Raw genomic sequence first — 24,407 nt, 5'->3', positions numbered from 1 at the left:
AAACGTCATGAAAGGGTCGTTCAGGACACGCTTTGATCAGCGCTGTTCGTCCTGAACGACCCTTTCATGACATCCGGCGGACCCCACCTACTGGCGACACCGTTTGCCGCTGTTGATGCACTTCACCAGCTGGTTCATCAGCCGCTGCGACATGACGTTCGCGAAGTCGTCGTGGTCGGAGCGCGGGTTGTGCTTCTCCTGCGCGAACGCGTCCACCGCGTACTGCCCCGCGGCCTGGATGTCCGCCGGGATGTCGTAGACGAGCGTGATCCGCAGCTGCGGCACGTTCTTGAAGCCGCGCGGGCATTTCCCGTTGCGGTCGGAGAACACGATATGCGTGCGGTGGTTGGCGCTGTCGGTGTTCTTCCCGTCCCAGCAGTTCGGGAACGAGTGGATCCGCGTGACCTTGCTGCCCCGCGGGCAGATCGGGTACAGCTCGGTGAGCCGGTCCTCGAAGCCGGTGCAGGTCCAGCTGGGCCGGGCGTTGGCCGGGCCGTTGGTGCTCTGTTTGGCGTCGCCGTAGAGCACCCGCAGGAACTTCGGCATCGCGACGACGCGGCGGGCTCCGCCACTGGTGAAGGTCAGGTCGACCTTCTCGGCGCGCTGGATCTCGCCTTCGTTGTCGCCGATCTCGTTGTTGTCATTGACGCCGGGCAGATCGGCCGCGTTGCCGTCGGCCTTCTTCTTCTCGGCGTCACCGGCGGCGTTGACGTTGCTGTTGTCGCCGCCGTTGTCGAGACCGCCCTTGCCGTTCTGCTTCACCGCGCAGCTCGCGAGCTGGTCTTCGTTCTTCGCGACCGGCTTGCCCGCCTGCCGCATGGTGTCGCCGATCTGCCGGATCGACGGCTTCCGCTTGTTCTTCAGCTCGTCGAGCACCTGGCCGGCCTGTTTTCCTTGCGCCAGCTGGTTGTTCGCGTTCTCGGACTCCCGGTCGAGTTTGTCGAGGTTCTCGTCGACCGCGGGCATGGCCTGGTCGGGAACCTCTTCGAGTTCGCTGGCGACGTCGGGGCAGTCGACCTGGGCACCCGCCTCGTCCTTGGCCGCGTCGACGCGGTCGGCGGCGAGTTTCTCCTCGTTCGCGGCCTCGTTGGCTTCCTCTTCCTCGGTGTTGATCCGGATGACCGGCCAGAAGTAGGCCGATTTGTCCCCGTTCTTGCAGGTGGTGCCCGCGCGCAGCAGGCTCTTGTTGTTCGAGTCCGCGTTGGTCGAAAGGTTCCCGACGTAGTCGTGCAGGTGCTCGGCTCCATTGCGGACGCCGGGCTGCGCGATGAAGTTGTCGCCGTTGAAGTGGCCGTTCTCGTTGCGGCCGCAGTCCACGGTGAACGTCCCTCGGGCGCCTCGTTTCGCGAGGTCGAGGTTGACGTTGTTGCCGCGGGGGACCTTCGTGATGTCGATGAAGAACGATTTGTCCGCGCCGTCGGCCCTGGCGGCGTCGGGGGTTCCGGTCGTGTTGACCACGACGATCCCGCCGACGGCGAGGGCGAGCGCGGTGGCGCCCGTGGCGACCTTGGTGCGGCGCGCCATGCGATGGCGGCCGGCGGTTCTTTGGTTACGGGGCATGAACTTGTTCACCTCGTTCGGTGTCGTTGCGCGAAGCCCGGGGGATGCGGCGCCGGCCGCGCCGGCGTCACTGACTCCGCGTTGGCTGAAACGGCCCCGAGGGACGGCCGGTTCAAAAAGCGATCTCGCCGTTATGCTTTCGTTACCTTGCGACGGCGGTGATAAGCGAGCCCCAGAACGATGGTGATGGGTCCCCACAAGGCGAGCGGGGCGATGCAGATCGCGGCCAGGGTTTCCCAGCCTTCGTTGACGTAAGGGGCGTTTTCGGCGATGCCGAACACGGTGAGCCGACGGTCGTCACCGAGGGGGATCGAGCTGAAGAGCGCGGTGAGGATCAAGCCGCCGATCACGGCGGGAACGACCGCCGCCATCGGCCGGACGGCTTTGCCGCCGAGGAACGGGATCCAGCGGGGCACCACTTCGCCCCAGCCGCGGACCAGGCCGATGGCCAGTAGCGCGATCACCTCGGAAAGCACGCTGAGCGTGAGGACGTACGGGACGCTCAACCAGTAGTCCGGCATCGGGCGATCGTGGACCTGGCCCATTTCGAAATGGACGGCGAAGGGCAGCCGCCACAGACACGAAGGCAGCAGGAGCCAGGGGAGCGCGTAGGCCAGGCGCATCGCCCAGCGGGGAACCGGTCGTTCGGTGTCGCTGACGGCCGGAGGGCGGTGGAGGATCTGCATGAGCCCGATCCTGTCGCCGTGAGGCGCCGGAAAGATCACTCGCGCGGACAAGTTCCCTCCTTCCGAAGAGGGAGAAGGCCCGGCCTCGGGGCAGTCGAGGCCGGGCCGGTTCCCGCTTCTCAGGCGTCGACCTTGTCCTTGGGCTCCGGCTCGGGTGCGGTGGGCCGGGAGGGCAGGAAACGCTTGATCAACGGGAAGAACAGGATCACCAGGATGATCACGTAGACCACGATCGCGAACGGCGTGTCGACCAGTCCGGTCAGCGAGCCGTCACTGAGCTGCAGCGCGCGCCGCATCTGCTGTTCGGCGGCCGGGCCGAGGATGACGCCGATGATCGCCGGCAGCACCGGCAACCCGTAGCGGCGCATCGCGAACCCGATCAGGCCGATCACGAACATCACCAGCAGATCGAAGATGTCCGCGTTGACCGCGTACGCGCCGACGCTGGCGAAGAACAGGATGCCCGCGTAGAGGTACGGCCGCGGGATGCGCAGCAGCTTCGCCCACAGCGGCGCCAGCGGCAGGTTCAGCACCAGCAGCAGCGTCAGGCCGACGAACAGCGAGGCGATCAGGCCCCACACCAGCTTCGACTCGCGTTCGAACAGCAGCGGTCCCGGCTGGATGCCGTACTGCTGGAACGCCGCCAGCATCACGGCCGCGACCGCGGTGGTCGGCAGGCCCAGCGTCAGCATCGAGACCAGCGTGCCCGCCGCCGAGGACGACGCGGCCGCTTCCGGACCCGCGACCCCTTCGATGGCGCCCTTGCCGAACTCGTCCTTGTGCTTCGAGAGCCGCTTTTCGGTCAGGTACGAAAGGAAGGTCGGGATCTCCGCGCCACCGGCCGGGATGGCGCCGAACGGGAAACCGATCACCGGGCCGCGCAGCCACGGCTTCCAGGTCCGCTTCAGATCGGCGCGCGAGAGCCACGGCCTGCCGACCGGGATCGGCTTGAAGGTGTTGCGCCGCAGATGCGCGGCGACCCACAGCGACTCGCCGACGGCGAACAGCGCGACCGCCACGATCACCACGTCGATCCCGTCGGCCAGATGCAGCGAACCGAAGGTCAGCCGCGACTGGCCGGTCATCTCGTCCAGGCCGACGAGCCCGATGGTGAGGCCGATCAGCAGCGAAGCGACCCCGCGGATCCGCGAGTTGCCGAGCACCGAGGTCACCCCGATGAACGCCAGCACCATGATCGCGAACAGGTCGGGCGCGCCGATGTCCACCGCGTACTTCGCGATGATCGGCGCCAGCAGCACCAGCGCCATCGTGCCGAGGATGCCGCCGACGAAATGCCCGATCGCGGCCGCCGCCAGCGCCTGCGCGCCCCGGCCCTTGCGCGCCATGGGGTTTCCGTCGATCGCGGCGACCACCGAGAAGCTCTCACCCGGGGTGTTCAGCAGGATCGACGTCGTCGAGCCGCCGAACATGCCGCCGTAGTAGATGCCGGCGAACATGATGAACGCCGCCGTCGGCTCCATGCCGTAGGTCACCGGCAGCAGCAGGGCCACCGCCATCGCGGGGCCGATCCCCGGCAGCACCCCGATCGCGGTGCCCAGCAGCACACCGAGCGCGGCGAGCGCGAGGTGCGTCGGGGTCAGCGCGGTGCCGAACCCGTCGATGAGTTGCTGCAGCATCAGAACACCTCCATCAACGGGCCACCGGGCAGCGGGACACCGAGCAGGTTGTTGAAGATCAGGAAGGTCACGATCGACATACCCGCCGCGATCAGCGGGTCACGCACCAGGTTGCGGCTGCCGAGGGCGAACGCCGCGCCCCAGAACAGGATCGCGCCCGAGATCGGGAACCCGACGAGGCCGATCAGCGCCGCGTTGGCGAGGAAGGCACCGCACAGCAACAGGACCGTGCGCAGGTCGGCGGGCGCGGTGAGGTCGATGTCCTCGCCGCCCTCGGCCTCGCCCTTGCCGCCGCGCAGGACGTCGCGCGCCAGCAGTACCGCGACGATCAGCAGCAACGAACCGACCAGGACCGGTACCGCCTTCGGACCCACGGGACCGCGCTGGGCGAAGTCGGTGGGAATGCTCAGCGCGTCGGTCAGCACCAGCACGCCGAGCACCACGAGCACCACGCTCACTCCGAGTTCGGAGCGCCCTTTCAGCCACGTGGTCATGCCAGACCCAGCTCTTTCAGCACCGTTGCCACTCGAGTGTTCTCCTCTTCGAGAAACGAACCGAACTGCTCACCTGGCGCGAACGCGCCGGTCCATCCGTTGCGCTGCAAGGCTTCCTGCCACTGCGGCGTCTTTTGCAACCGCTCGAACAGGCTCACCAGCTTCGCCCGGTCCGATTCGGTGATCCCGGGCGGCGCGACGATGCCGCGCCAGTTCGTGAACTTCACGTCCACACCGGACTCCGTCAGCGTCGGCGCGTCGATCCCGGGCAGCCGCTTCTCGCTCGTCACCGCCAGGACCCGGAGCGTGCCCGCCGCGATCTGGTCGCGGTACTCGCCGACACCGGAGACGCCGAACGCGACCTTGCCGCCGAGCACCGAGGCGAGCAGTTCGCCGCCGCCGTCGTACTGGACGTAGTTGACCGTCTTCGGCGGGAGCCCGATCGCCTTCGCCATGAGCATCGGCGCCAGATGGTCCGGCCCGCCGGGAGACGAACCGCCGCCGACCTGGACCGCGCCAGGGTCCCGCTTCCAGGCGTCGAGCAGCTGGCCGATGTTCTGGTACGGCGAATCCTTGCCGACCACGACGATGTCCGACTCTTCGATCAGCTTCGCCACCGGTGTGGTGTCGAGCAGCGAAGACGGCGACTTGTTCGTGAACACGCTGCCGACGACGCCGAGCCCCATCGACATGACGAGCTTGCCGTTGCCGCGTTCGGCCACCGTGCGGCCGAGACCGACCGTGCCGCCGGCGCCGGGGAGGTTGAACACCTCCGCGTTGCCGAGCAGGTCGGCGTCCTCCATGGCCTTGGTCGCGGTGCGCGCCGTGATGTCGTAACCGCCGCCGGGCGCGTTGGGCACGAGTACCCGCAACGACCGGATCTGCGAGCCCTCGTCGGCCTCGCTGCCCGGGGTGAGCAACGGTGGCACCAGCAAAACGGCGACAAGCGCCGCCGCGATGGCCAACCAGCTACTGGGCTTCACTGTGATCCCCGCCTCTCTGCCGCGTGGTTGGACATGTTGCACTCGTGTAAACAGAGATGTCTCGCTTAGACGCCTAAGGTTTCTTTTGTTCTTTGTGGTCACGCGGAGGTGGCGATGGGTGCTCGGGGTTCCTTGGCCCGCCAGCTCCTCGTGTGGCAACTGGTAGTCGTCAGCTGCCTACTGTGCGCGGTGGGCGTGCTGGCCGTCGTCCAGGCGGGGAACAACTTCCGCACGACCGAGGGACGCCGGGCGCTTTCGGTCGCGGAGAGTGTCGCCGCGCAGGGCATCGTGGGCGACCTCGACAACGGCCCGTGGGAGCTGAACGCGCCCGCGGAGACCGCGCGAAGCCTCTCCGGGGTCGATTTCGTCGTGATCGCGGGAGCGGACCGTTATGTGCTCGCGTCACCTGATCCGGGGCAGGTGCGCACGTTGCTCGACCTCGGCGACAGCACCGTCCTCTCTGGACGGTCGTGGGTCGGCGAACTCGACGGCTCGATCGTGGCGCACGTCCCGGTTCTCGACGAGAAGGGCGGCAAGGTGGTCCGCATGGTCGCGGCGGGCTCGAAGTCGCCCGGGTTCTTCGCCGGAGTGCTCGAATCGCCGGACAACGCCCTGCGCGTGCTGGGGGTCGCGCTGGTGATCGGGGTGAGCGGTTCGCTGCTGCTGGCGCGGCGGGTGAAGAACCAGACGCTCGGCCTGGAACCGCACGAGATCACCGCGCTGGTCGAGAACCGGGAGGCACTCCTGCACGGCATCAAGGAGGGCGTCGTCGGCCTGGACCCGCAGCACCGGATCACCCTGGTGAACGATCAGGCGCGCGCACTGCTGGCGCTGCCGGACGACGCGGTCGGCCGGTCGGTCGAGGACCTCGACCTCAACGAGCGGATCCGCGACCTGCTCACCGGCCGTGCGACCGGCGCGGACCAGATCGTGCTGCGGCAGGGGAAGGTGCTCACGCTGAACCGGATGCCGATCGACGTGCGGGGAGCCGTGGTCACCCTGCGGGACCGCACCGATCTGATGACCCTGCGGGACGAACTCGACGCCAGCAGGCACGCCACCGACACGTTGCGGGCGCAGGCGCACGAGTTCAGCAACCGGCTGCACACCATCTCCGGACTGCTGGAACTCGGGGAATACGAAGAGGTCCGCGGCTACGTCAGCCGGATCAGCTCGGCGCAGGGGGAGTGGCGCGCGGAGGTCGGCTCGCGCGTCGGGGACCCGGCGGTGGCGGCGTTGCTGATCGCGAAGGCGTCGCTCGCGGCGGAACGCGGGGTCGGGCTGCGGATGGCCCCGGACAGCGAACTGGACCGCGTCGAGGACGCCCTTTCCACGGATTTGGTGACAGTGCTGGGAAATCTCGTCGACAACGCCTTGGATGCACTGGGCGGTGAGCAGGGCTGGATCGAGGTCGGCGTGTGGCAGGAGGAGGACGAAGTGCGGGTGGAGGTCCGTGATTCCGGGCCGGGAGTCGCCCCGGAGATCGCGGAAGAGGTCTTCGAGCACGGCTTCACCACCAAGGCCGCCGCGCACGGCCAGCGCGGTCTCGGGCTCGCGCTGATCCGGCAGGCGTGTGTGCGGCGAGGCGGCTCGGTCGAGGTGCACAACTCCGGCGGCGCGGTGTTCACGGCGAGGCTGCCGCGATGATCAAGGTGCTCGTCGTCGACGACGATTTCATGGTCGCGAAGGTCCACAGTGGATACGTCACGCGTACGGAGGGGTTCGCCGTGGTCGGGGTCGCGCACACCGGCGCCGACGCGATCCGCCTGGCGCGGGAACTGAAACCGGATCTGGTGCTGCTGGACGTCTATCTTCCCGACGTCGACGGGCTTTCGGTGCTGCGGGAACTGCGCACGACCGAGGACGTCGACGTCATCCTGATCACCGCCGCGACCGACGTCGAAACCGTGCGGCAGGCGATGCGGGGCGGGGTGCTGCACTATCTGATCAAGCCGTTCGAATACGCGTCGCTGCGCGATCAGCTCACCCATTTCGCTTCGCTGCACCAACGGCTGGACCGTCTCGCCGAGGCCGGGCAGGCCGACGTCGACCAGGTCTTCGGCGCGCGGCCGAGCGCGAAACCCGTACTGCCCAAGGGACTTACGGCGGAGACCGCGCGACTGGTGGAGAGCGCGCTGCGGGGCGCGGCCGGCGGGATGTCGGCGAGCGAATGCGCCGAGGCGACCGGCGTCGCCCGGGTGAGCGCGCGGCGGTACCTGGAGCATTTCGTGGCGACGGGGAAGGCCGAGGTGACCCTCAAGTACGGCGGGACGGGACGGCCGGAGCGACGGTACCTCTGGTCCTGACCCGCATTTCGTCCTCTGAATGCGCGACGTCGGCGCGGAGCCCGGCGATCAGGCGTGCGAGACCGTACTCGAACGAGGCGGCCGGATCCTCGTCGTGGTCGCCCTCGATGTGCTGCTGTTCGTCGATCGCGCAGCCGAGGGTGTAGCGGCTGATCGCGAGGATCGCGTGCGTCGCGTTCTCTTCGGTGAAACCCGCCCGCAGCAACGGTTTGATCAACGGTGTCATCGCCGACCGGCCGGTCGGGCGGGAGCCGGCGTGCAGGCGGGCGCCGTCCCGGTAGGACAGCAGGGTGCGGCGGATGGTGCGGGCGCGCCGGGTCAGCCACTCGGCCCAGTCGTCCATCGCCGAGGGATCGTCGAGCGGGGCGAGCCGGTCGTCGAGCATGGTTTCGGCCATCTGGTCGAGCAACGCCTGCTTGCTCTCGAAATGCGTGTAGAGCGCGGGGCCGCGCACGCCGAGCTTCTCCCCGAGCTTGCGCAGGCTCAATCCGTCCAGCCCGACCTCGTCGAGGAGCTCCAGCGCGGCTCGAACGTAGCCATCCCGTCTCACGACCATGCGCACACCTTCGCCGGTCCGTATCGGAGTTGACAACTCGACGGAATCTTATCATCGTTAAGATCTTAACGGCGATAAGATCGGCGGGTAGGATGATCGGAAGTCCCGATGAGGACCGGTCGACCCCGGCGTTGTGGGGGACGGCCGCCATCCTGACCGTCGGCGGATTCCTGTCGATGTTCACGTCGACCGTCGTCACCGTCGCGCTCGGCACGATCGCGGCCGGATTCCGTGCACCGCTCGGTACCGCCCAGTGGATCGTCACCGGCTATCTGCTCACGCTCGCCGCGATGGTGCCGGTGAGCGGCTGGGCGAGCCGTCGCATCGGGACGGCGCGGCTGTGGCTGGTGTGCGTCGGCCTGTTCGTGGTCTTTTCCGCGCTGTGCGCGGCGGCGCCCTCGGCCGAAGCGCTGATCGCGTTCCGTGTCCTGCAAGGCGCCGCGGGCGGACTGCTGGTCCCGGCGGGACAGATCCTGTTCGCGACGATGGCGGGACCGAAGCGGCTCGGCCGGATGATGGCCGTGCTGAGCATCCCGATCTACCTCGCTCCCGTGCTCGGCACCCTGGCGGGCAGCGTGCTCGCCGAGCGGTTCGGCGTGCCGTGGCTGTTCCTGGTGAACGTGCCGCTCGCGGTGCTCTGCCTGCTGCTGGGCCGGAAACGGTTGCCGAGGGAGAAGCCCGTCGGCGACCACCCGCTGGATTGGCGTGGCCTGGTGCTCACCGTGACCGGGCTGCCGTTGCTCGTCTACGGCTTCGCCGAAACCGCCCCGATCGCGGCGGCCGCGGGCGCGATGCTGCTCGCCGTCTTCGTGGTCACCGCGCTGAGGTCGCCGTCGCCACTGCTCGACCTGCGGCTGTTCCGCGACCGGACGTTCTCCTCGGCCGCCGCCGTCGTCTTCGGGATGGGGATCGCGCTGTTCGGCGCGATGATCGTCCTGCCGCTGTACTACCTCGACGTCCGGCACGAAAGCCTCGTCGCCACGGGGTTCCTGACCGCGCCGCTGGCACTCGGCACCGTGCTGGCCCTTCCGCTCGCGGGCAGGCTGACCGACCGGATCGGCGGTGCGCGGGTGATCTTCGCCGGCCTGATCGTCACGATCATCGGGACGGTGCCGCTCGCGCTGCTCACCGGTTCCGACGATTACCGGTGGCTCTCGGCCGTCCAGGTGGTCCGCGGCTGCGGCATCGGGCTGACCACGACCCCGGCGCTCGCCACCGGACTGGTGTCGGTGCCCAAAGAGCGAATTTCCCACGCCATGCCGCTCTTCGCCATGCTGCAACGGATCGGCGGCTCCTTCGGGACGTCGGTTCTGACCGTGGTCGTCGCCGCCCGGCTCGCCGCCGCTCCCGGGTCCGCGGCGGCCGTCGCGGGTGCACATGGGTGGATCGCCGGGATCACGGCGATCGTGCTGATCCCGGCGTGGCTCCTCGTCCGCGCCGAAATGTCCACAAAGGACTGAGTGGCGACGGTGGGTTTGTTCCCGTCCGGAGGGCGTGAAGGTTTCCAGTGTCCTCCGGGACAGCGGGTGGACAACGCCGTAGGCTCAGGTGAATGAGCACGGCACCCACGTCGGAGCATCCGACGGTCGAAACCCGGCACCAGACCCAGTTGCTCACCCTGTTGCGCGACGAGGGACCGATGTCCCGCGTCGAACTGGGGGAGCGGCTGGAGCTGCCGCGTGCCCGGGTGGGGGCCGAGGTCGCGCGGCTGGCCGAGGTCGGCCTCGTCGAGACGGCGGGTCCGTCGGCGAGCCGCGGCGGCAGGCGGTCCACGTTGGTGCGGCTCGCGGGAGACCTGCGGGTGCTGTCGGTCGACGTCGGCGCGACGTCGGTCGGGGTCGCGCTCACCGACGCTTCGTGCGAGGTGCTGGTGCACACCGTCGAGGACTGCGACGTCCGGCAGGGGCCGCACGCGGTGCTCAAACGCGTCGTCGCGCTGGCGGAGAAGATCCGCGAAGAGGTGCCGGGCAAGCTGATCGCCGCCGGGATCGGTCTCCCGGGCCCGGTGAGTTTCGCCGAGGGCATGGCGGTCGCGCCGCCGATAATGCCCGGCTGGGACCGGTTCTCCGTGCGCGACCATCTCGGCGGGCTGCTGCGCTGCCCGGTCACGGTCGACAACGACGTGAACTCGATGGCGCTCGGGGAACGGCACGCCGGGGTCGCGCGCTCCATCGACGACCTGGTGTTCGTCAAGATCGGTACCGGTATCGGCTGCGGGATCGTGCTGGGCGGCAAGGTGTACCGCGGCGTCGCCGGCACCGCGGGCGACATCGGGCACATCCGGCTCGACGACTACGGGCCGACCTGCGCCTGCGGCGAGACGGGCTGTCTCGAGGCTTACTTCGGCGGCGCCGCGCTGGCCCGTGACGGGCTGACGCTCGCGCGCAGCGGCAGGTCGACGTACCTCGCCGACGTCGTCGCCGCTCGCGGCGCGATCACCGCGCAGGACGTCGGCCGCGCGGCGGCGTCGGGCGACTTCGGCGCGGTCAACCTGATCCGCGACGGCGGGCGGCGGCTCGGGCAGGTGGTCGCCTCGCTGGTGAGTTTCGTGAACCCGGGCATGGTCGTGATCGGTGGCGGCGTGGCGCAGCTCGGGCATCAGCTGCTCGCCGAGATCCGCAGCTCGGTGTACCGGCGGTCGCTGCCGCTCGCGACCGGGAACCTGCCGATCGTGCTGTCGGAGCTGGGGGACACCGCCGGGGTCATCGGGGCCGCTTGGTCCGCTACGGACCGGGCCTTCACGCTGAGTAGCTGACCGCCGCTAGGGCCAATCGTGCCCCCTGTACCTCCTGGTCCGAAGTCCGTGAAGGCCTCCTTGAGGGACTCTGGGTCCCTCAAGGAGGCCTTCACGGACTGGGCACACAAGGTGCGGCGTGAGCGAAGGCGTGACTTGCGTGATCAGGGACGTGACTCGTGTGATTGGAGGCCGCACTCGGGTGTTCCGCCGCTGATCACGCGAGTTTCGGCTTCGATCACGTGAGTGCGGTGCCTTGACCGGCCGACGTCGGCCGTGGAGAGCATCCGGCGGCACGTTGGGCACTCACCTGATTCCGATTAGTAACGTCAAGATCGTACAGACTTTCGCTCGAAACGTACGAAAGTCTGCGCGGATTGAGACGGCTAATCGGGTGACGGAGGGCTTTAGTCGACATTTCTGTCCTGTTGTCACCTTGACGGGTGACGGGTGCCACCCTACTTTCGCTGGCTAAGTAACAAAGTTTGTTACGGCCGATTCGTAAGTGGGGACTCGTCTGATGAGGCAGTGTGGCCGCGACTGAACCCGGGCTCGACCCGGTCAGCCCACGCACCGCGAACGGTGCCGATGGGTTCTCGGCGGGGAAGCGCACCTCGAACCTCGCCGCGCTCCTGCGGGCGTTGCGCGCGGGGCCGCTCTCGCGCACCCAGCTCGCGGCACGCTGCGGGCTCACCAAGGCGGCCGTCTCCGGGTTGGTCACCGAGCTGTCCGAACGCGGTCTCGTCCGCTCCGCCGGACTCCAGGGCGGCGGCAACGGCAGGCCCAGCCAGCTGGTCGAGCTGAACGGCGCCAGCGCGTGCGGGCTCGCGCTCAGCGTCGAGGCCGATCGCTTCGCCGCCGTCGTCACGAATCTCGACGGCCGCGTGGTCGCCGAACGCACCGAGACCGCCGACGTCGCCGCGCTCGGGCTGCACCGGAGCATGGACGAACTCGCCTTCCTCGCCCGGACCGTGCTGCTGGACGACCAGCCGGTCGGGGTCACCGTCTCGGTGCCCGGCCTGGTCGATTCGGCCGCCGCCGTCCTCCGGTTCGCGCCGACCCTGCGCTGGCGCGACGCCGAGATCGCCGACCTCCTCGCCGCCCGGCTCGGCCTGCCTGCCGAGGCCATCACGGTCGACAACGAGGCGAACCTCGGCGCGGTCGGCGAATCGGTCGCCGGAGTCGGCCAAGGCGTGCGGGAGCTCTTCTACCTCAGCGGCGGGACGGGCGTCGGCGGCGGGCTCGTGGCAGGCGGCGCGATCCTGCGCGGTGCCAGGGGTTTCGCGGGCGAGGTCGGGCACATCACCGTCGACCCGTCGGGCGAGCAGTGCCACTGCGGCCGGGTCGGCTGCCTGGAGACCAAGGCCGGGCTCAACGCCGTCCTGCGCGGTGCCGCCTCTCCCGGCGACCCGCTGCACGATCCCGCGCTCGGCGTCGACGGCCGGGTCGGGCTGCTCAAGCACCGCGTCCAGCGCGGTGACCAGCGCGCGGTCGCGGCCGTCTCGGAACTCGGGGTCGCGCTCGGCATCGCGGTGTCCACCGTGGTCGACGTACTCGACCCGGACCTCGTCGTACTCGGCGGCTACTTCGCCGAACTGGGCGAGTGGCTGGTCGAGCCGGTGCGCCGCGAACTGTCCGCGCGTCCGCTCGGGCACGAGCCCGCCTGCCGCGTCGAGCCGTCGCCGCTGGGCACCACCGCCCCGCTGCGCGGCGCCGCGCATCTCGCCACCGAACGGCTTTTCGCCGATCCGACGCTAGTTCCCAACGCGGCCGAGGAGGCTCCGGCATGACCCTGCTATCCGTCCGGGGGATCGTGAAGACGTTCCCCGGGGTGCGTGCGCTGGACGGGGTCGACTTCGACGTCGAACCCGGCGAGGTGCACTGCCTGCTCGGCCAGAACGGCGCGGGCAAGTCCACGCTGATCAAGACGCTCGCCGGAGCCCACCGGCCCGACGGTGGCGAGATCTTCTGGCAGGGCGAGCCGGTCACGCTGCCCTCGCCGGTCGCCGCGCTGAAGATCGGCATCGCGACCATGTACCAGGAACTCGACCTGGTACCCGGGCTTTCCGTGGCGGACAACATCTTCCTCGGCCGTGAGCGCGCGACGTTCGGGTTCACGCGGATCAGCGAGTCCCGGAACAAGGCCGCGAAACTGATGGCGCGGCTCGGGCACCCCGAGATCGCGCCGTCGACCGAGGTCGGCAAGCTGTCCGCCGCCGGTCAGCAGCTGGTCTCGATGGCGCGGGCGCTCGCCTACGACGCGAAGCTGCTGGTGATGGACGAGCCCACCGCGGCGCTGGCGGGCGAAGAGGTCGACAACCTGTTCCGCATCGTCGGCGAACTGACCGCCGAAGGTGTCGCGATCGTCTACATCTCCCACCGGCTCGAAGAACTGCGCCGGATCGGCCACCGCGTCACCGTGCTGAAGGACGGCAAGACCGTCTCCACCGGTCTCGACGCCAAGGAGACGCCGACCTCCGACCTCGTCGCGCTGATGGCGGGCCGCAAGGTCGAAACCGTCTTCGGCCCGCGCCACCAGGAACACGTCGACCCGGACAACGAGGTCCTCAAGGTGGAGAACCTGACCACCGTCGGCGAGTTCGAGAACGTGAACTTCACCGTGCACGCCGGGGAGGTCGTCGGGATCGCGGGTCTCGTCGGTTCGGGCCGCAGCGAGCTGCTGGAGACGATCTTCGGCGCGCGCAAGCAGGACACGGGTTCGGTGTCGGTGGATGGCGAGCCGGTCCGGCCGGGCAGCGTATCCGCGGCGGTCAAAGCCGGCATCGGCCTGGCGCCCGAGGAACGCAAGAGCCAGGGACTGCTACTGGACCTGCCGGTCGTGCACAACGTGACCCTGGCGAGCCTGAGCAAGTACGCGACGTTCGGGTTCACCGAGCGGGGCAGGGAACTCGACGACGCCGGGGAAAGCCTGCGGCGCCTCGATCTCCGGCCCGCCGACCCGCACCGGATCATCCGCACGCTGTCCGGCGGCAACCAGCAGAAGGCGGTGCTGGCGCGCTGGCTGGTCCGCGGCTGCCGGGTCCTGCTGCTGGACGAGCCGACGCGCGGGGTCGACGTCGGCGCGCGGGCGGAGCTGTACCGGCTGATCGAGGAACTGGCCGCGACCGGGGTCGCGATCGTGCTCGTCAGCAGCGAGATCCCCGAAGTACTCGGCCTGTCCGACCGGGTGCTGGTGCTGCGTGAAGGACGTGTCCTGGCTGAAAAGCCGTCCGCGGAGCTGACAGAGGCGGAAGTGCTCGACGTGATTCTCGAAGGGAGTGCGGCGTGACCGACCAAGCCGAATCGGTGCGTACGGAGAGCGCCGTGGAACCCTTGCCACCCAAGCAAAAGCGAAACTTCTCGCTCGACACCCGGCTGCTCGGCCTTGCCGGGGTGCTGGTGATCCTGTGCATCGTCGGCCAGGTGACCAGGCCCGACCAGTTCTTCACCGACGGCAACATCTCCACGATCCTGCGGCTCGCCGCGGCCATCGGGGTGGTCAGCGTCGGGATGACGTTCGTGATCATCGCCGGCGGCATCGACCTCTCGGTCGGTTCGATCGTGGCGCTGTCCAGTGTCTGGCTGACCACCTTGGCCACCCAGTCCTACGGCCCGTGGGTGATGATCCTTTGTGGACTCCTGGTCGGCCTCGGCTGCGGGCTGATCAACGGGATCCTGGTCTCCTACGGGAAGATCGTGCCGTTCATCGCCACACTGGCGATGTACGTCTCGGCCCGCGGTCTCGCGGAACGCATCAGCGGCCGCCGCACGCAGGTGGTGTCGGAAGCGGGTTTCCTCGACTTCTTCCGCGGTGACCTGCTCGGCATCCCGGTGCTGATCTGGATGTTCGCGCTGGTGTTCGCGATCGGCTGGGTGGTGCTGAACCGCACCACGTTCGGCCGCCGCACCTTCGCCGTCGGCGGCAACGCCGAGGCGTCGCGGCTGGCGGGGATCAACGTCAAGCGGCACACCGCGCTCGTCTACGGCGTCGCCGGGCTGTGCTGCGGTATCGCCGCGCTGATGGTCGTCGCCCGCACCACCGCGGGTGCCTCGACCAACGGCATGCTCTACGAACTCGACGCCATCGCGGCGGTCGTCATCGGCGGCACCCTGCTCACCGGTGGCCGCGGCTCGCTCATCGGCACCCTGATCGGCGTGCTGATCTTCACCGTGCTGTCCAACATCTTCACGCTCAACAACCTGGACACCGACATCCAGAACATCGCCAAGGGCGTGATCATCGTCCTGGCCGCGCTGCTGCAGTTCCGCTCCGTGAAAAAGACAAAGACGAGTACTTGATCACCGTGGATGGAGAGTCGTCATGACCGAACAATCCCTGCACCGCCGCCGTTTCCTGCTGGGAGGCGCGGCCGTCGGAGCGGGTGCGCTGCTGACCGCGTGCACCTCGAACGAGGCACCGGCGCAGAACAACGCGGCCAACGTGGCCAACGCCGGGGCGAACTCGCAGCCCGGGACCCCCGTCACCATCGGGTTCTCGGCGCCTGCCGCGGACCACGGCTGGATGGCGGCCATCACCAAGAACGCCCGCGCGCAGGCGCAGAAGTTCAGTGAGGTCACGCTCAACGCGACCGAGGGCACCAACGACGTCAACCAGCAGATCTCCCAGGTGGAGACCTTGATCAACGCCAAGGTCAACGTCCTGGTGATCCTGCCGTTCGACGGCAAGGCGCTGACCGCGGTCGGCCAGCAGGCGATGGACGCCGGTATCCAGGTGATCAACCTGGACCGCGTCTTCGACACCCCGCTCGCGTACCGCACCTGGATCGGCGGCGACAACTACCGCATGGGTGTCAACGCCGGCAACTACATCGCCCAGCAGATGAAGGCGAAGAACATCGCCAGCCCGGTGATCGGCGAGGTCGCGGGCATCGACTCGCTGCCGCTGACCCAGGAACGCAGCAAGGGCTTCAAGGACGCCTTGACCCGTCAGGGTTTCACGGTCGGCCCGCGCGTCGCCGCGGAGTTCACGCCGGAGTCCGGTGAGAAGCAGACGTCGAACCTGCTGCAGTCGGCGTCCAAATTGGACGCTCTGTGGAACCACGACGACGACCAGGGCGTCGGCGTCATCGCGGCGATCAACAACGCCAACCGCAAGAACTTCCTGATGGTCGGCGGCGCGGGATCGAAGAACGCGATGAACCTGATCAAGTCCGACGCCGAACCGCTGAAGGCGACGGTGCTCTACAGCCCGTCGATGGCGTCCTCGGCGATCTCGCTCGCCCGCCTGCTCGGCCAGGGCAAGGGCGCCGGCGACTTCGCCGAGCACGAGATCCCCGCCGAGATCACCACGTACTCCGCGGTGGTCACCAAGGAGAACGTCGACAAGTACATGGACGTCGGCTTCGACTCGTAAACCCGCGTACCCGACACACGCACGCATCTAGGAGGGGTATTGAGCACGGCAACGGAAACGATCGGGATCGGCATGGTGGGCCACGCGTTCATGGGTGCGGTGCATTCGCACGCGTGGCGCAGCGTGCACCGGTTCTTCACGCCACCGCTGATCCCGCGACTCGCCGTGCTCGGCGGCCGTGACGAGGTGCGGGCGAAGGCCGCGGCGGAACGGTTCGGCTGGGAAGACGTCGAGACGGACTGGCGCGCGCTGATCGCCCGCGACGACGTCGACCTGGTCGACATCTGCACGCCGGGCGACAGCCACGCCGAGATCGCGATCGCCGCGCTCGAAGCGGGCAAGCACGTGCTGTGCGAGAAGCCGCTGGCCAACACCCTCGCCGAGGCCGAAGCGATGGCCGAGGCGGCGGCGAAGGCTCGGGCCAACGGCGTCCGGTCCATGGTGGCGTTCAACTACCGCCGGGTGCCCGCGCTCGCGCACGCCAGGAAACTGGTCGCGAGCGGGGCGCTCGGCGAGATCCGGCACGTGCGGTCGGTCTACCTGCAGGACTGGCTGTCCGACGCCCAGGCACCGATGACCTGGCGGCTGCACAAGGACAAGGCGGGCTCCGGCGCGCTGGGCGACCTCGGCGCGCACATCGTCGACGCCGCCCAGTTCGTCACCGGCGACACGATCACCGGGGTCTCCGCGCTGACGAACACCTTCGTCAAGGAGCGGCCGGACGGCGACGGCGGCACCGGGCAGGTCACGGTCGACGACACCGCGCTGTTCCTCGGCCGGTTCAGCGGCGGGGCGGTGGCGAGTTTCGAGGCGACCCGGTTCGCGCTCGGCCGCAAGAACGCGATGCGGCTGGAGGTCAACGGGTCGAAGGCGAGCCTCGCGTTCGACTTCGAGTCGATGAACGAACTGTCCTTCTTCGACGGTGGCCAGCCCGCCACCGAGGCCGGGTTCCGCCGGATCCTGGTCACCGAACCCGAGCACCCGTACGTCGGGGTGTGGTGGCCGCCGGGCCACCTGCTCGGCTACGAGCACACCTTCACCAACGAGGTCGCCGATCTGCTCACCGCGATCGGCGAAGGCAAGGATCCCGAACCGTCCTTCGAGGACGGGTTGAGGGTTCAGCAGGTACTGGACGCGGTCGAGCGCAGCGCGTCCGACGAGGCGCGATGGACCACTGTGCCCGGTGTCACCGCGAAGGGGAGTAACTGAGGAGTAGATCCAGCCGAAAGTCGCATGACGGCTATCACTGCGACTTGGTTCGATCCGAAACATCCGACCATCGGAGGTCGGGGTTGTCGGGTTCTGGAAAGGTGGAGAAATGCCTGCTCACGAGCGTACGGGCATCTGGTTGATCGGGGCGAGGGGGTCTGTCGCGACTACCGCCGCGGTGGGGCTCCTCGCGCTGCGCGCGGGGGTGGCCGGCGGTGGCGGCTGTGTCAGCGAGCTGCCCGCGTTCGCCGGGGTTCCGTTGCCGGGCTGGGACGATCTGGTCCTCGGTGGCCACGACATCGTGCACACCCCGCTCGAGAAGCGTGCCGAGCAGCTGGCGCACGCCGGCGTCTTCGGGCACTCGGTGTTCTCCGCGGTGCGGTCCGGGCTGGCCGAGGTGGACGCCGAGATCCGCGATGGCTACCACCCGGCGACGCATACCGGTGCCCAGGCCGACGCGGCCGCGCGGCTCACGGCGGACATCCGGTCTTTCGCCGACCGGCACGACCTCGCGCGGGTCGTGGTGGTCAACGTGTCCTCCACCGAGGCCCCGTGCCCCCACCTGCCCGAACACGACGACCTCGACGCGCTCGAAGCGGCGCTCACGGATCCGGCGCGGGCGGTGCTCCCGTCGAGTTCCCTGTCGGCCTACGCGGCCTTGAAGGCGGGAAGCCCGTACGTCGAGTTCACGCCGTCCGCCGGGATCACCCTGCCTGCGCTGCGGAAGCTCGCCGAGCGGGAAGGCCTGCCGTACGCGGGCTGCGACGGCAAGACCGGTGAGACGCTGCTGCGCACCGTCCTCGCGCCGATGTTCAGCGCGCGGGCGCTGAAGGTCCGCTCCTGGGCGGGCACCAACCTGCTGGGCGGCGGCGACGGCGAGACCCTCGCCGACCCGGTGACCGCGAACAGCAAGCTCGAATCCAAGGCACGCGGGCTCGCGGCGCTGCTCGGCGAGGACGTCACCGCGCCGCTGCACATCGACAACGTGCCCGACCTCGGCGAGATCAAGACCGCGTGGGACCACGTGTCGTTCGAGGGTTTCCTCGGCGCGCGCATGAGCCTGCAGTTCACCTGGACCGGCTACGACTCCGCGCTCGCGGCGCCGCTGATCCTGGACCTGGCCCGCTTCGTCACCGCGGCGCACGCCGACGGCCAGAGCGGCGCGCTGACCGAGCTCGGCTTCTTCTTCAAGGATCCGCTGGGCAGCGACGAACACCGCTTCGCCGAGCAGACCGCTCGCCTGATCAGCTGGGCGGGAGCCCTGTGAAGGCTTACGTGGAACTCGTCCGGGCGCCCGCGGCGCTGACGGTGCTCGGCGACACGGTCGCCGGATCCGCCGCGGCGGGGCTCAGGATGACCGGCCGACGGCTGCTGCTGCCGCTGTCCTCGGTCGCCTTCTACTGGGCCGGGATGGCCCTCAACGACTGGGCGGACCGGAAGCTCGACGCGGTGGAGCGTCCCGAGCGGCCGATCCCGTCCGGGCGGGTGAGTGCCGGCGCGGCGCTCACCACCGGGGCCGCGCTGACCGCCGCCGGACTTGGCCTGGCGGCGCTCGGTGGCGGCCGCCGGGCGATGCGGGTCGCAGTCCCGCTCGCGGCGTCGGTGTGGGCCTACGACACCGTGCTCAAACCGACTCCGGCCGGGCCGGTGGCGATGGCGGCGTGCCGCACGCTCGACGTCCTGCTGGGCGCCGGTGATTCTCCGAAGAAGGCCGCCACCGCCGCGGCGGCGGTGGGTGTCCACACGCTCGGCGTCACCGCGCTCTCCACCGGGGAGGTCCACGGCGCGAATCCGGCGACCGCCCGGGCGGCGCTGGCCACCAGCTGCGCGGCGACAACGTTGGCATTGACCGGACCGGCACGTGGGGGCTGGCATCGCGCCGCCTCGATGGCCGCCGGTTCGGGCTACGCGGGCCTGGTCGGCCGGGCGCAGGCGGACGCCGTCCGCGACCCGTCGGCGAAATCCGTGCGGTCGGCGACCAAGAACGGCATCCACGGCATGGTCCCGCTGCAGGCGGCGGTCACGGCGAAGGGCTCGGTACTGGGGGCGGCGCTGGTCGCGGCCGCGCTGCCGATCGCCCGCAAGCTGTCGAGGAAGGTGAGCCCCACATGACGTTTTCCCTCGGATACGGCACCAACGGCTTCTCCAACCACCGCCTCGACGACGCGCTCGCGGTGATCGCCGACCTCGGGTACACCGGGGTGGCGCTGACCCTGGACCACGACCACCTCGACCCGTTCGCCGACGATCTGGCGCGGCAGGTCGACCACGTGGCCTCGCGGCTTTCGTCGCTCGGCCTGAACCGCGTCGTCATCGAGACCGGCGCGCGGTACCTGCTCGACCCGTGGCGCAAGCATTCGCCGACGCTGCTTTCGGACGATCCCGCGTTGCGGATCGACTTCTTGGCAAGGGCTTTGCGGATCGCCGGTGACCTGGGCGCGGATTGTGTGTCTTTCTGGTCCGGCGTGTCCACTGTGGACAACGACCTCGCCTGGTCCCGGTTGCGTGAGGGAGTCGCGGCGGTCCTGGAGCACGCCGCGCGGCTGAACGTGCGGCTGGCGATGGAACCCGAGCCCGGGCACCTCGTGCAGCATCTGGGCCAGGTCCTGGACCTGCGCAAGGAACTCGGCGAGCCGGACCTCTTCGGGGTCACGCTCGACGTCGGGCACTGCGTCGCCGTCGAGCCGGTGAACGCGGCCGAATGCGTCCGCCTCGCCGGTCCGCTGCTGTGGAACGTGCAGCTGGACGACATGCTGCCGAGGGTCCACGAGCATCTGGAGTTCGGCGACGGGCATCTGGATCTGCCGGGGACGCTCGCCGCGCTGGCGGAGATCGGCTACACCGGGCTGGCCGCGGTCGAACTGCCCCGGCACAGCCACGCCGCGCCGGACACCGCGCGCCGGGCCTTCGAGGCGCTCACCGCGGCGATGCCGCAGACATGGCAGACCAAGGCGGAACGCCGGATCCGGGAGAAGCCGTCGGTGATCGGCTCGATCTTCCCGGCCGTCGGCCGCGAGGTCGGCCGGGAGGCGCTGCGCCCGGACACCGATCCGCAGGGGCTGGTCCACGGCACCGTTGACGACCGGGCACGGGTCCGGCTCGTGTCGGTGCTCGCCGAAGTCCTCGACGACGCGGCGCTGGCCGCGGAACTGCGCGATCTCTACCGCTACGGCGACGACGCCGAGCGGCGCGGGGTCCTGCGGGCGCTCTCCGCGCTGGAGTCGCCGGGCGCCGAAGTCACCGATGCCGGGATCAAACTGGTCGAGGACGCCTTGCGCGCCAACGACATCAGGCTGGTCGCCGCCGCCATGGGCGCCTTCGCCCGGTTCCTGGACGACCACACGTGGCGCCACGGCGTCCTCAAATGCGTCTTCGTCGGTGTGCCGCTGGCCGCCGTCGCGGACCTCACTTCCCGCGCGGACGACGAGCTCCGGAGAATGCTCGCCGATTTCGCCGACGAACGCAGGGCGGCCGGGCGTGACGTACCCGCCGACGCCCTCTCATTGCTCAAGGAGAACTGAGCCAGTGCGTATCTTCGATCCCCACATCCACATGTCCTCCCGGACCACCGACGACTACGAAGCCATGTACGCGGCCGGTGTCCGCGCGCTGGTCGAGCCCGCGTTCTGGCTGGGGCAGCCGCGTACCAGCGTCGGCTCGTACACCGACTACTTCGACGCGCTCATCGGCTGGGAACGGTTCCGCGCCGCGCAGTTCGGCATCCGGCACCACTGCACGATCGCGCTGAACCCCAAGGAAGCCAACGACCCCCGCTGCCGCGAGGTGCTCGACGTGCTCCCGCGATACCTGGCGAAGGACGGCGTGGTCGCGGTCGGCGAGGTCGGCTACGACTCGATGACCAAGGAAGAGGACGAGGTCTTCTCCCAGCAGCTGGCGATGGCGCTGGAACACGACCTTCCGGTTCTGGTGCACACCCCGCACCGCGACAAGCTGGAAGGCACCAAGCGCACGCTCGACGTCGTGCGTGAGGCCGGCGTCGCGCCGGAGCGCGTGGTCGTCGACCACCTCAACGAGGTCACCGTCGAACTGGTCAAGGATTCCGGCGCCTGGATGGGTTTCTCCATCTACCCGGACACCAAGATGGACGAACACCGGATGGTCGAGATCCTGCGCCAGTACGGGCTGGACCAAATGATCGTGAACTCGGCCGCCGACTGGGGCCGGTCCGATCCGTTGAAGACCGCCAAGACCGGGCAGGCGATGCTCGACGGCGGGTTCACCGAGGCCGACGTCGACAAGGTGCTGTGGCAGAACCCGGTCGACTTCTACGGGCTCAGCGGCAGGCTCACGCTCGACCCGCTGCCCGGGTTCACCGGTGAGGCCGTGACGTTCGAGGGCAACTCGGTGCTGCGAGGTGCGCGCAAATGATCTCCTACTGTACGAACGTCCACCCGGCCGAAGACGTCGACGGCATCGTCGCGCAGCTGGAGCGGTACGCGCTCCCGGTGCGTGAGCGGCTGGGCGCCGATCGGCTCGGCGTCGGTCTCTGGCTTTCCGCGCCGGTCGCGCGCGGGCTCGCCGAAGACACCGGGGCACGCAAGCGTTTCCGCGCCGAACTCGACGCCCGCGGGCTGTCGGTGTACACGCTCAACGCCTTCCCGTACGGCGGTTTTCACGACGACGTCGTCAAACACGCGGTCTACCGTCCTGAGTGGACACACCCGGGCCGGGCCGCGTACACGATCGACTGCGTGAACGTGCTCTCCGATCTCCTCGCCGAAGATGCTTCTTACGGCAGCATATCCACGTTGCCGTTGGCTTGGCGTGAACCGTGGAACGAACAGGACGACCGCCGGGCGGCCGAAGCCTTCGGTGAGGTCGTCCGCGCGATCGGTGACCGGCCGATCAAACTGGCCGTCGAACCCGAACCCGGCTGTGTGCTGGACACCGTGGCCGACGCGCTGGGCTGGCTTTCCGGCCGCGTCGACCCGGAGCACGTCGGGCTGTGCCTGGACACCTGTCATCTCGCGGTGTCGTTCGCCGACCCGGAGGAGACGCTCAAGGCGATCGCGGAGTCCGATGTGGACATCGTGAAGGTGCAGGCTTCCGCCGCGTTGCACGTCGAAGATCCCGCCGAAGCCCGTGACGCGCTCGCGGCCTTCGCCGAACCGCGGTACCTGCACCAGGTCCGCGAGTTTTCGGGCGGTGTCGTGCGCAAGGCCGACGACCTGCCCGAGGCGTGGACCGATCTGCCGGGTGAGGGGCCGTGGCGCGTGCATTTCCACATGCCGCTGCACCAGGCGCTGGCCGCGCCGCTGTCCACCACGACCGACGTCCTGCGCACCGTCGCCGCCGGGCTGCCCGGCGAACCGCATATCGAGGTCGAGACCTACACCTGGAGCGTGCTCCCGGACGCGGGCGACCTCGTCGGCGGGATCGCCGCGGAACTCGAATGGGCACAGGCGAACCTCGTCAAGGAAGGGGCGTCCGCGTGAAACCGTTGGTCGTCATCGACGTCGTCGGGCTGACCCCGAAGGCGTTGCGGGACATGCCGAAACTGTCCGCCGTCGCCCGCGACGGCTGGCAGGCCGAACTGGGCACGGTGCTGCCCGCCGTCACCTGCAGCGCGCAGTCGACGTTCCTCACCGGGCTCATGCCCGCGCAGCACGGGATCGTCGGCAACGGCTGGTACTTCCGGGAACTCGGCGAGATCTTCCTGTGGCGCCAGCACAACCGGCTCGTCGGCGGCGAGAAGCTGTGGGAGACCGCGAGGGCGGCGCACCCCGGCTACACGTCGGCGAACGTGTGCTGGTGGTACGCGATGGGGATGAGCACCGACGTCACGGTGACCCCGCGGCCGATCTACCACGCCGACGGCCGCAAGTCGCCGGACGCCTACGTGCGCCCGCCGGAACTGCACGATCAGCTGACCGGCGCACTGGGGGAGTTCCCGCTCTTCCAGTACTGGGGCCCGACGGCGTCGCTCAAATCGAGCAAGTGGGTGATCGGGGCGTCGCGGCAGATCCTGCGGGAGAAGCGGCCGGATCTGCTGCTGACCTACGTGCCCCACCTGGATTACGACCTGCAGCGCTTCGGCCCCGACGCGCCGCAGGCCCGGAAAGCCGCGCGGGAACTGGACAACGCGCTGGCGCCGCTGCTGGACGACGCCCGCAACGCCGGGGCGACCGTGGTCGCGCTCAGCGAGTACGGGATCACCAACGTGCACCGCCCGGTCGACATCAACCGGGCGCTGCGGCGCGAGGGTCTGCTGGAGGTCTACACCCAGGCGGGCATGGAGTACCTCGACCCGTGGGCATCGCGTGCGTTCGCCGTCGCCGACCACCAGGTCGCGCACGTCTACGTCCGCGACTCGGCCGACCTCGAACGGGTGCGCTCGATCGTCGGCGAACTGACCGGTGTCGACGAGGTCCTCGACCGTGAGGCGCAGGCTCGCTACGGGATCGACCACGAACGCGCGGGCGAACTCGTCGCGGTCGCCGATCCGGACTCGTGGTTCACCTACTACTACTGGCTCGACGACGCGCGGAAGCCCGACTTCGCGCGCGGCGTCGAGATCCACCGCAAACCGGGTTACGACCCCGCCGAGCTGTTCTTCGATCCGGAGGACAAGTTCGCCAAGGCGCGGGCCGGGCTCAACCTGGCGAAGAAGTTCGCCGGGCTCCGGTACGCGATGGACGTCGTCCCGACCGATCCGCGCTGGGTGCGCGGCTCGCACGGACGGCTGCCGGATACAGGCGAGGACGGTCCCGTGCTGCTCTGTTCGGATCCGGCGTTCGAACCGTCCGGTCGGGTGGGGGCCACCGACGTACATCCGCTGCTCTTGTCGCTGCAGGGACTGAAGTAGAGGAGGTCCTCGGTCCAGTGGGTCGTGAGTGGCGTTTCGGGT

At 69.3% G+C, this 24,407-nt stretch carries 21 protein-coding genes; 15 read left to right on the top strand and 6 right to left on the bottom strand.

Annotation, left to right across the window (positions count from 1 at the left end; all coding sequences use genetic code 11):
- Positions 1–87 precede the first annotated feature (87 nt).
- The 5 genes from AVR91_RS28560 to AVR91_RS28540 form a co-directional block, all read right to left on the bottom strand.
- Positions 88–1,524 carry a DUF1996 domain-containing protein gene (locus tag AVR91_RS28560; protein ID WP_143254142.1) on the bottom strand — a complete coding sequence of 479 codons (1,437 nt, stop codon included), beginning with the start codon at positions 1,522–1,524 and terminating at the stop codon, positions 88–90.
- Between the two features lie 167 nt (positions 1,525–1,691).
- Complete coding sequence (locus AVR91_RS28555) at positions 1,692–2,246, bottom strand: hypothetical protein (RefSeq protein ID WP_063274050.1); 555 nt, start codon at positions 2,244–2,246, stop codon at positions 1,692–1,694.
- Between the two features lie 119 nt (positions 2,247–2,365).
- The gene (locus AVR91_RS28550; RefSeq protein WP_063273985.1) at positions 2,366–3,883 is read right to left on the bottom strand and encodes a tripartite tricarboxylate transporter permease; all 1,518 of its coding nucleotides are present in this window, start codon (positions 3,881–3,883) and stop codon (positions 2,366–2,368) included.
- Positions 3,883–4,377, bottom strand: coding sequence for a tripartite tricarboxylate transporter TctB family protein (locus AVR91_RS28545; protein WP_016331770.1), 495 nt, complete (start codon positions 4,375–4,377; stop codon positions 3,883–3,885). The genes AVR91_RS28550 and AVR91_RS28545 overlap by 1 nt, the downstream gene beginning before the upstream one ends.
- Positions 4,374–5,342, bottom strand: a complete 969-nt coding sequence (locus AVR91_RS28540) for a Bug family tripartite tricarboxylate transporter substrate binding protein (protein ID WP_083715669.1) — start codon at positions 5,340–5,342, stop codon at positions 4,374–4,376. Before AVR91_RS28540 ends, AVR91_RS28545 begins: the two co-directional genes overlap by 4 nt.
- Positions 5,343–5,474: 132 nt before the next feature.
- Between AVR91_RS28540 and AVR91_RS28535 the strand changes: the two genes are divergently transcribed.
- Together AVR91_RS28535 and AVR91_RS28530 are read left to right on the top strand one after the other, a co-directional pair.
- Complete coding sequence (locus AVR91_RS28535) at positions 5,475–7,007, top strand: sensor histidine kinase (protein WP_063273987.1); 1,533 nt, start codon at positions 5,475–5,477, stop codon at positions 7,005–7,007.
- Positions 7,004–7,666, top strand: coding sequence for a response regulator (locus AVR91_RS28530; protein ID WP_063273988.1), 663 nt, complete (start codon positions 7,004–7,006; stop codon positions 7,664–7,666). Before AVR91_RS28535 ends, AVR91_RS28530 begins: the two co-directional genes overlap by 4 nt.
- On the opposite strand, the gene AVR91_RS28525 is transcribed toward AVR91_RS28530, so the two are convergent.
- Complete coding sequence (locus tag AVR91_RS28525; protein ID WP_063273989.1) at positions 7,617–8,222, bottom strand: TetR/AcrR family transcriptional regulator C-terminal domain-containing protein; 606 nt, start codon at positions 8,220–8,222, stop codon at positions 7,617–7,619. The two genes, AVR91_RS28530 and AVR91_RS28525, sit on opposite strands and share 50 nt — an antisense overlap.
- Before the next feature lie 92 nt (positions 8,223–8,314).
- Between AVR91_RS28525 and AVR91_RS28520 the strand changes: the two genes are divergently transcribed.
- The 13 genes from AVR91_RS28520 to AVR91_RS28460 all read left to right on the top strand — a co-directional run bounded on the left by AVR91_RS28520 (position 8,315) and on the right by AVR91_RS28460 (position 24,365).
- On the top strand, positions 8,315–9,682 hold the full coding sequence (locus AVR91_RS28520; RefSeq protein WP_063273990.1) for a DHA2 family efflux MFS transporter permease subunit: 1,368 nt from the start codon (positions 8,315–8,317) through the stop codon (positions 9,680–9,682).
- 92 nt (positions 9,683–9,774) lie between these two features.
- Positions 9,775–10,977: an ROK family transcriptional regulator gene (locus AVR91_RS28515; RefSeq protein ID WP_037346199.1), complete on the top strand. Its 1,203-nt coding sequence runs from the start codon at positions 9,775–9,777 to the stop codon at positions 10,975–10,977.
- 509 nt (positions 10,978–11,486) lie between these two features.
- Positions 11,487–12,746, top strand: coding sequence for an ROK family transcriptional regulator (locus AVR91_RS28510; RefSeq protein ID WP_063273991.1), 1,260 nt, complete (start codon positions 11,487–11,489; stop codon positions 12,744–12,746).
- Positions 12,743–14,245: a sugar ABC transporter ATP-binding protein gene (locus tag AVR91_RS28505; protein ID WP_063273992.1), complete on the top strand. Its 1,503-nt coding sequence runs from the start codon at positions 12,743–12,745 to the stop codon at positions 14,243–14,245. Before AVR91_RS28510 ends, AVR91_RS28505 begins: the two co-directional genes overlap by 4 nt.
- Positions 14,242–15,255, top strand: coding sequence for an ABC transporter permease (locus AVR91_RS28500; protein ID WP_083715557.1), 1,014 nt, complete (start codon positions 14,242–14,244; stop codon positions 15,253–15,255). Before AVR91_RS28505 ends, AVR91_RS28500 begins: the two co-directional genes overlap by 4 nt.
- Positions 15,256–15,277: 22 nt before the next feature.
- Positions 15,278–16,330: a substrate-binding domain-containing protein gene (locus tag AVR91_RS28495; RefSeq protein ID WP_038518486.1), complete on the top strand. Its 1,053-nt coding sequence runs from the start codon at positions 15,278–15,280 to the stop codon at positions 16,328–16,330.
- Between the two features lie 39 nt (positions 16,331–16,369).
- Positions 16,370–17,539 (top strand): Gfo/Idh/MocA family protein, encoded by a 1,170-nt coding sequence (locus AVR91_RS28490; protein ID WP_063273993.1) that lies wholly within the window; start codon positions 16,370–16,372, stop codon positions 17,537–17,539.
- 109 nt (positions 17,540–17,648) lie between these two features.
- Positions 17,649–18,806, top strand: a complete 1,158-nt coding sequence (locus tag AVR91_RS28485; protein ID WP_063273994.1) for an inositol-3-phosphate synthase — start codon at positions 17,649–17,651, stop codon at positions 18,804–18,806.
- The gene (locus AVR91_RS28480; RefSeq protein ID WP_037346214.1) at positions 18,803–19,651 is read left to right on the top strand and encodes an SCO3242 family prenyltransferase; all 849 of its coding nucleotides are present in this window, start codon (positions 18,803–18,805) and stop codon (positions 19,649–19,651) included. The genes AVR91_RS28485 and AVR91_RS28480 overlap by 4 nt, the downstream gene beginning before the upstream one ends.
- Positions 19,648–21,060 carry an EboA domain-containing protein gene (locus AVR91_RS28475; RefSeq protein ID WP_063273995.1) on the top strand — a complete coding sequence of 471 codons (1,413 nt, stop codon included), beginning with the start codon at positions 19,648–19,650 and terminating at the stop codon, positions 21,058–21,060. The genes AVR91_RS28480 and AVR91_RS28475 overlap by 4 nt, the downstream gene beginning before the upstream one ends.
- A 4-nt stretch (positions 21,061–21,064) precedes the next feature.
- Positions 21,065–21,928 carry a TatD family hydrolase gene (locus AVR91_RS28470; protein WP_063273996.1) on the top strand — a complete coding sequence of 288 codons (864 nt, stop codon included), beginning with the start codon at positions 21,065–21,067 and terminating at the stop codon, positions 21,926–21,928.
- Positions 21,925–22,995: a metabolite traffic protein EboE gene (eboE, locus tag AVR91_RS28465; protein ID WP_063273997.1), complete on the top strand. Its 1,071-nt coding sequence runs from the start codon at positions 21,925–21,927 to the stop codon at positions 22,993–22,995. The genes AVR91_RS28470 and eboE overlap by 4 nt, the downstream gene beginning before the upstream one ends.
- The gene (locus AVR91_RS28460; protein WP_063273998.1) at positions 22,992–24,365 is read left to right on the top strand and encodes an alkaline phosphatase family protein; all 1,374 of its coding nucleotides are present in this window, start codon (positions 22,992–22,994) and stop codon (positions 24,363–24,365) included. Before eboE ends, AVR91_RS28460 begins: the two co-directional genes overlap by 4 nt.
- Positions 24,366–24,407 lie beyond the last annotated feature (42 nt).

This window comes from Amycolatopsis keratiniphila subsp. keratiniphila, assembly GCF_001620365.2.
Taxonomy (GTDB): Bacteria; Actinomycetota; Actinomycetes; order Mycobacteriales; family Pseudonocardiaceae; genus Amycolatopsis; species Amycolatopsis keratiniphila.
Note: the sequence above shows the minus strand (reverse complement) of the source record. Positions and strands in the feature narration are given on the sequence as shown.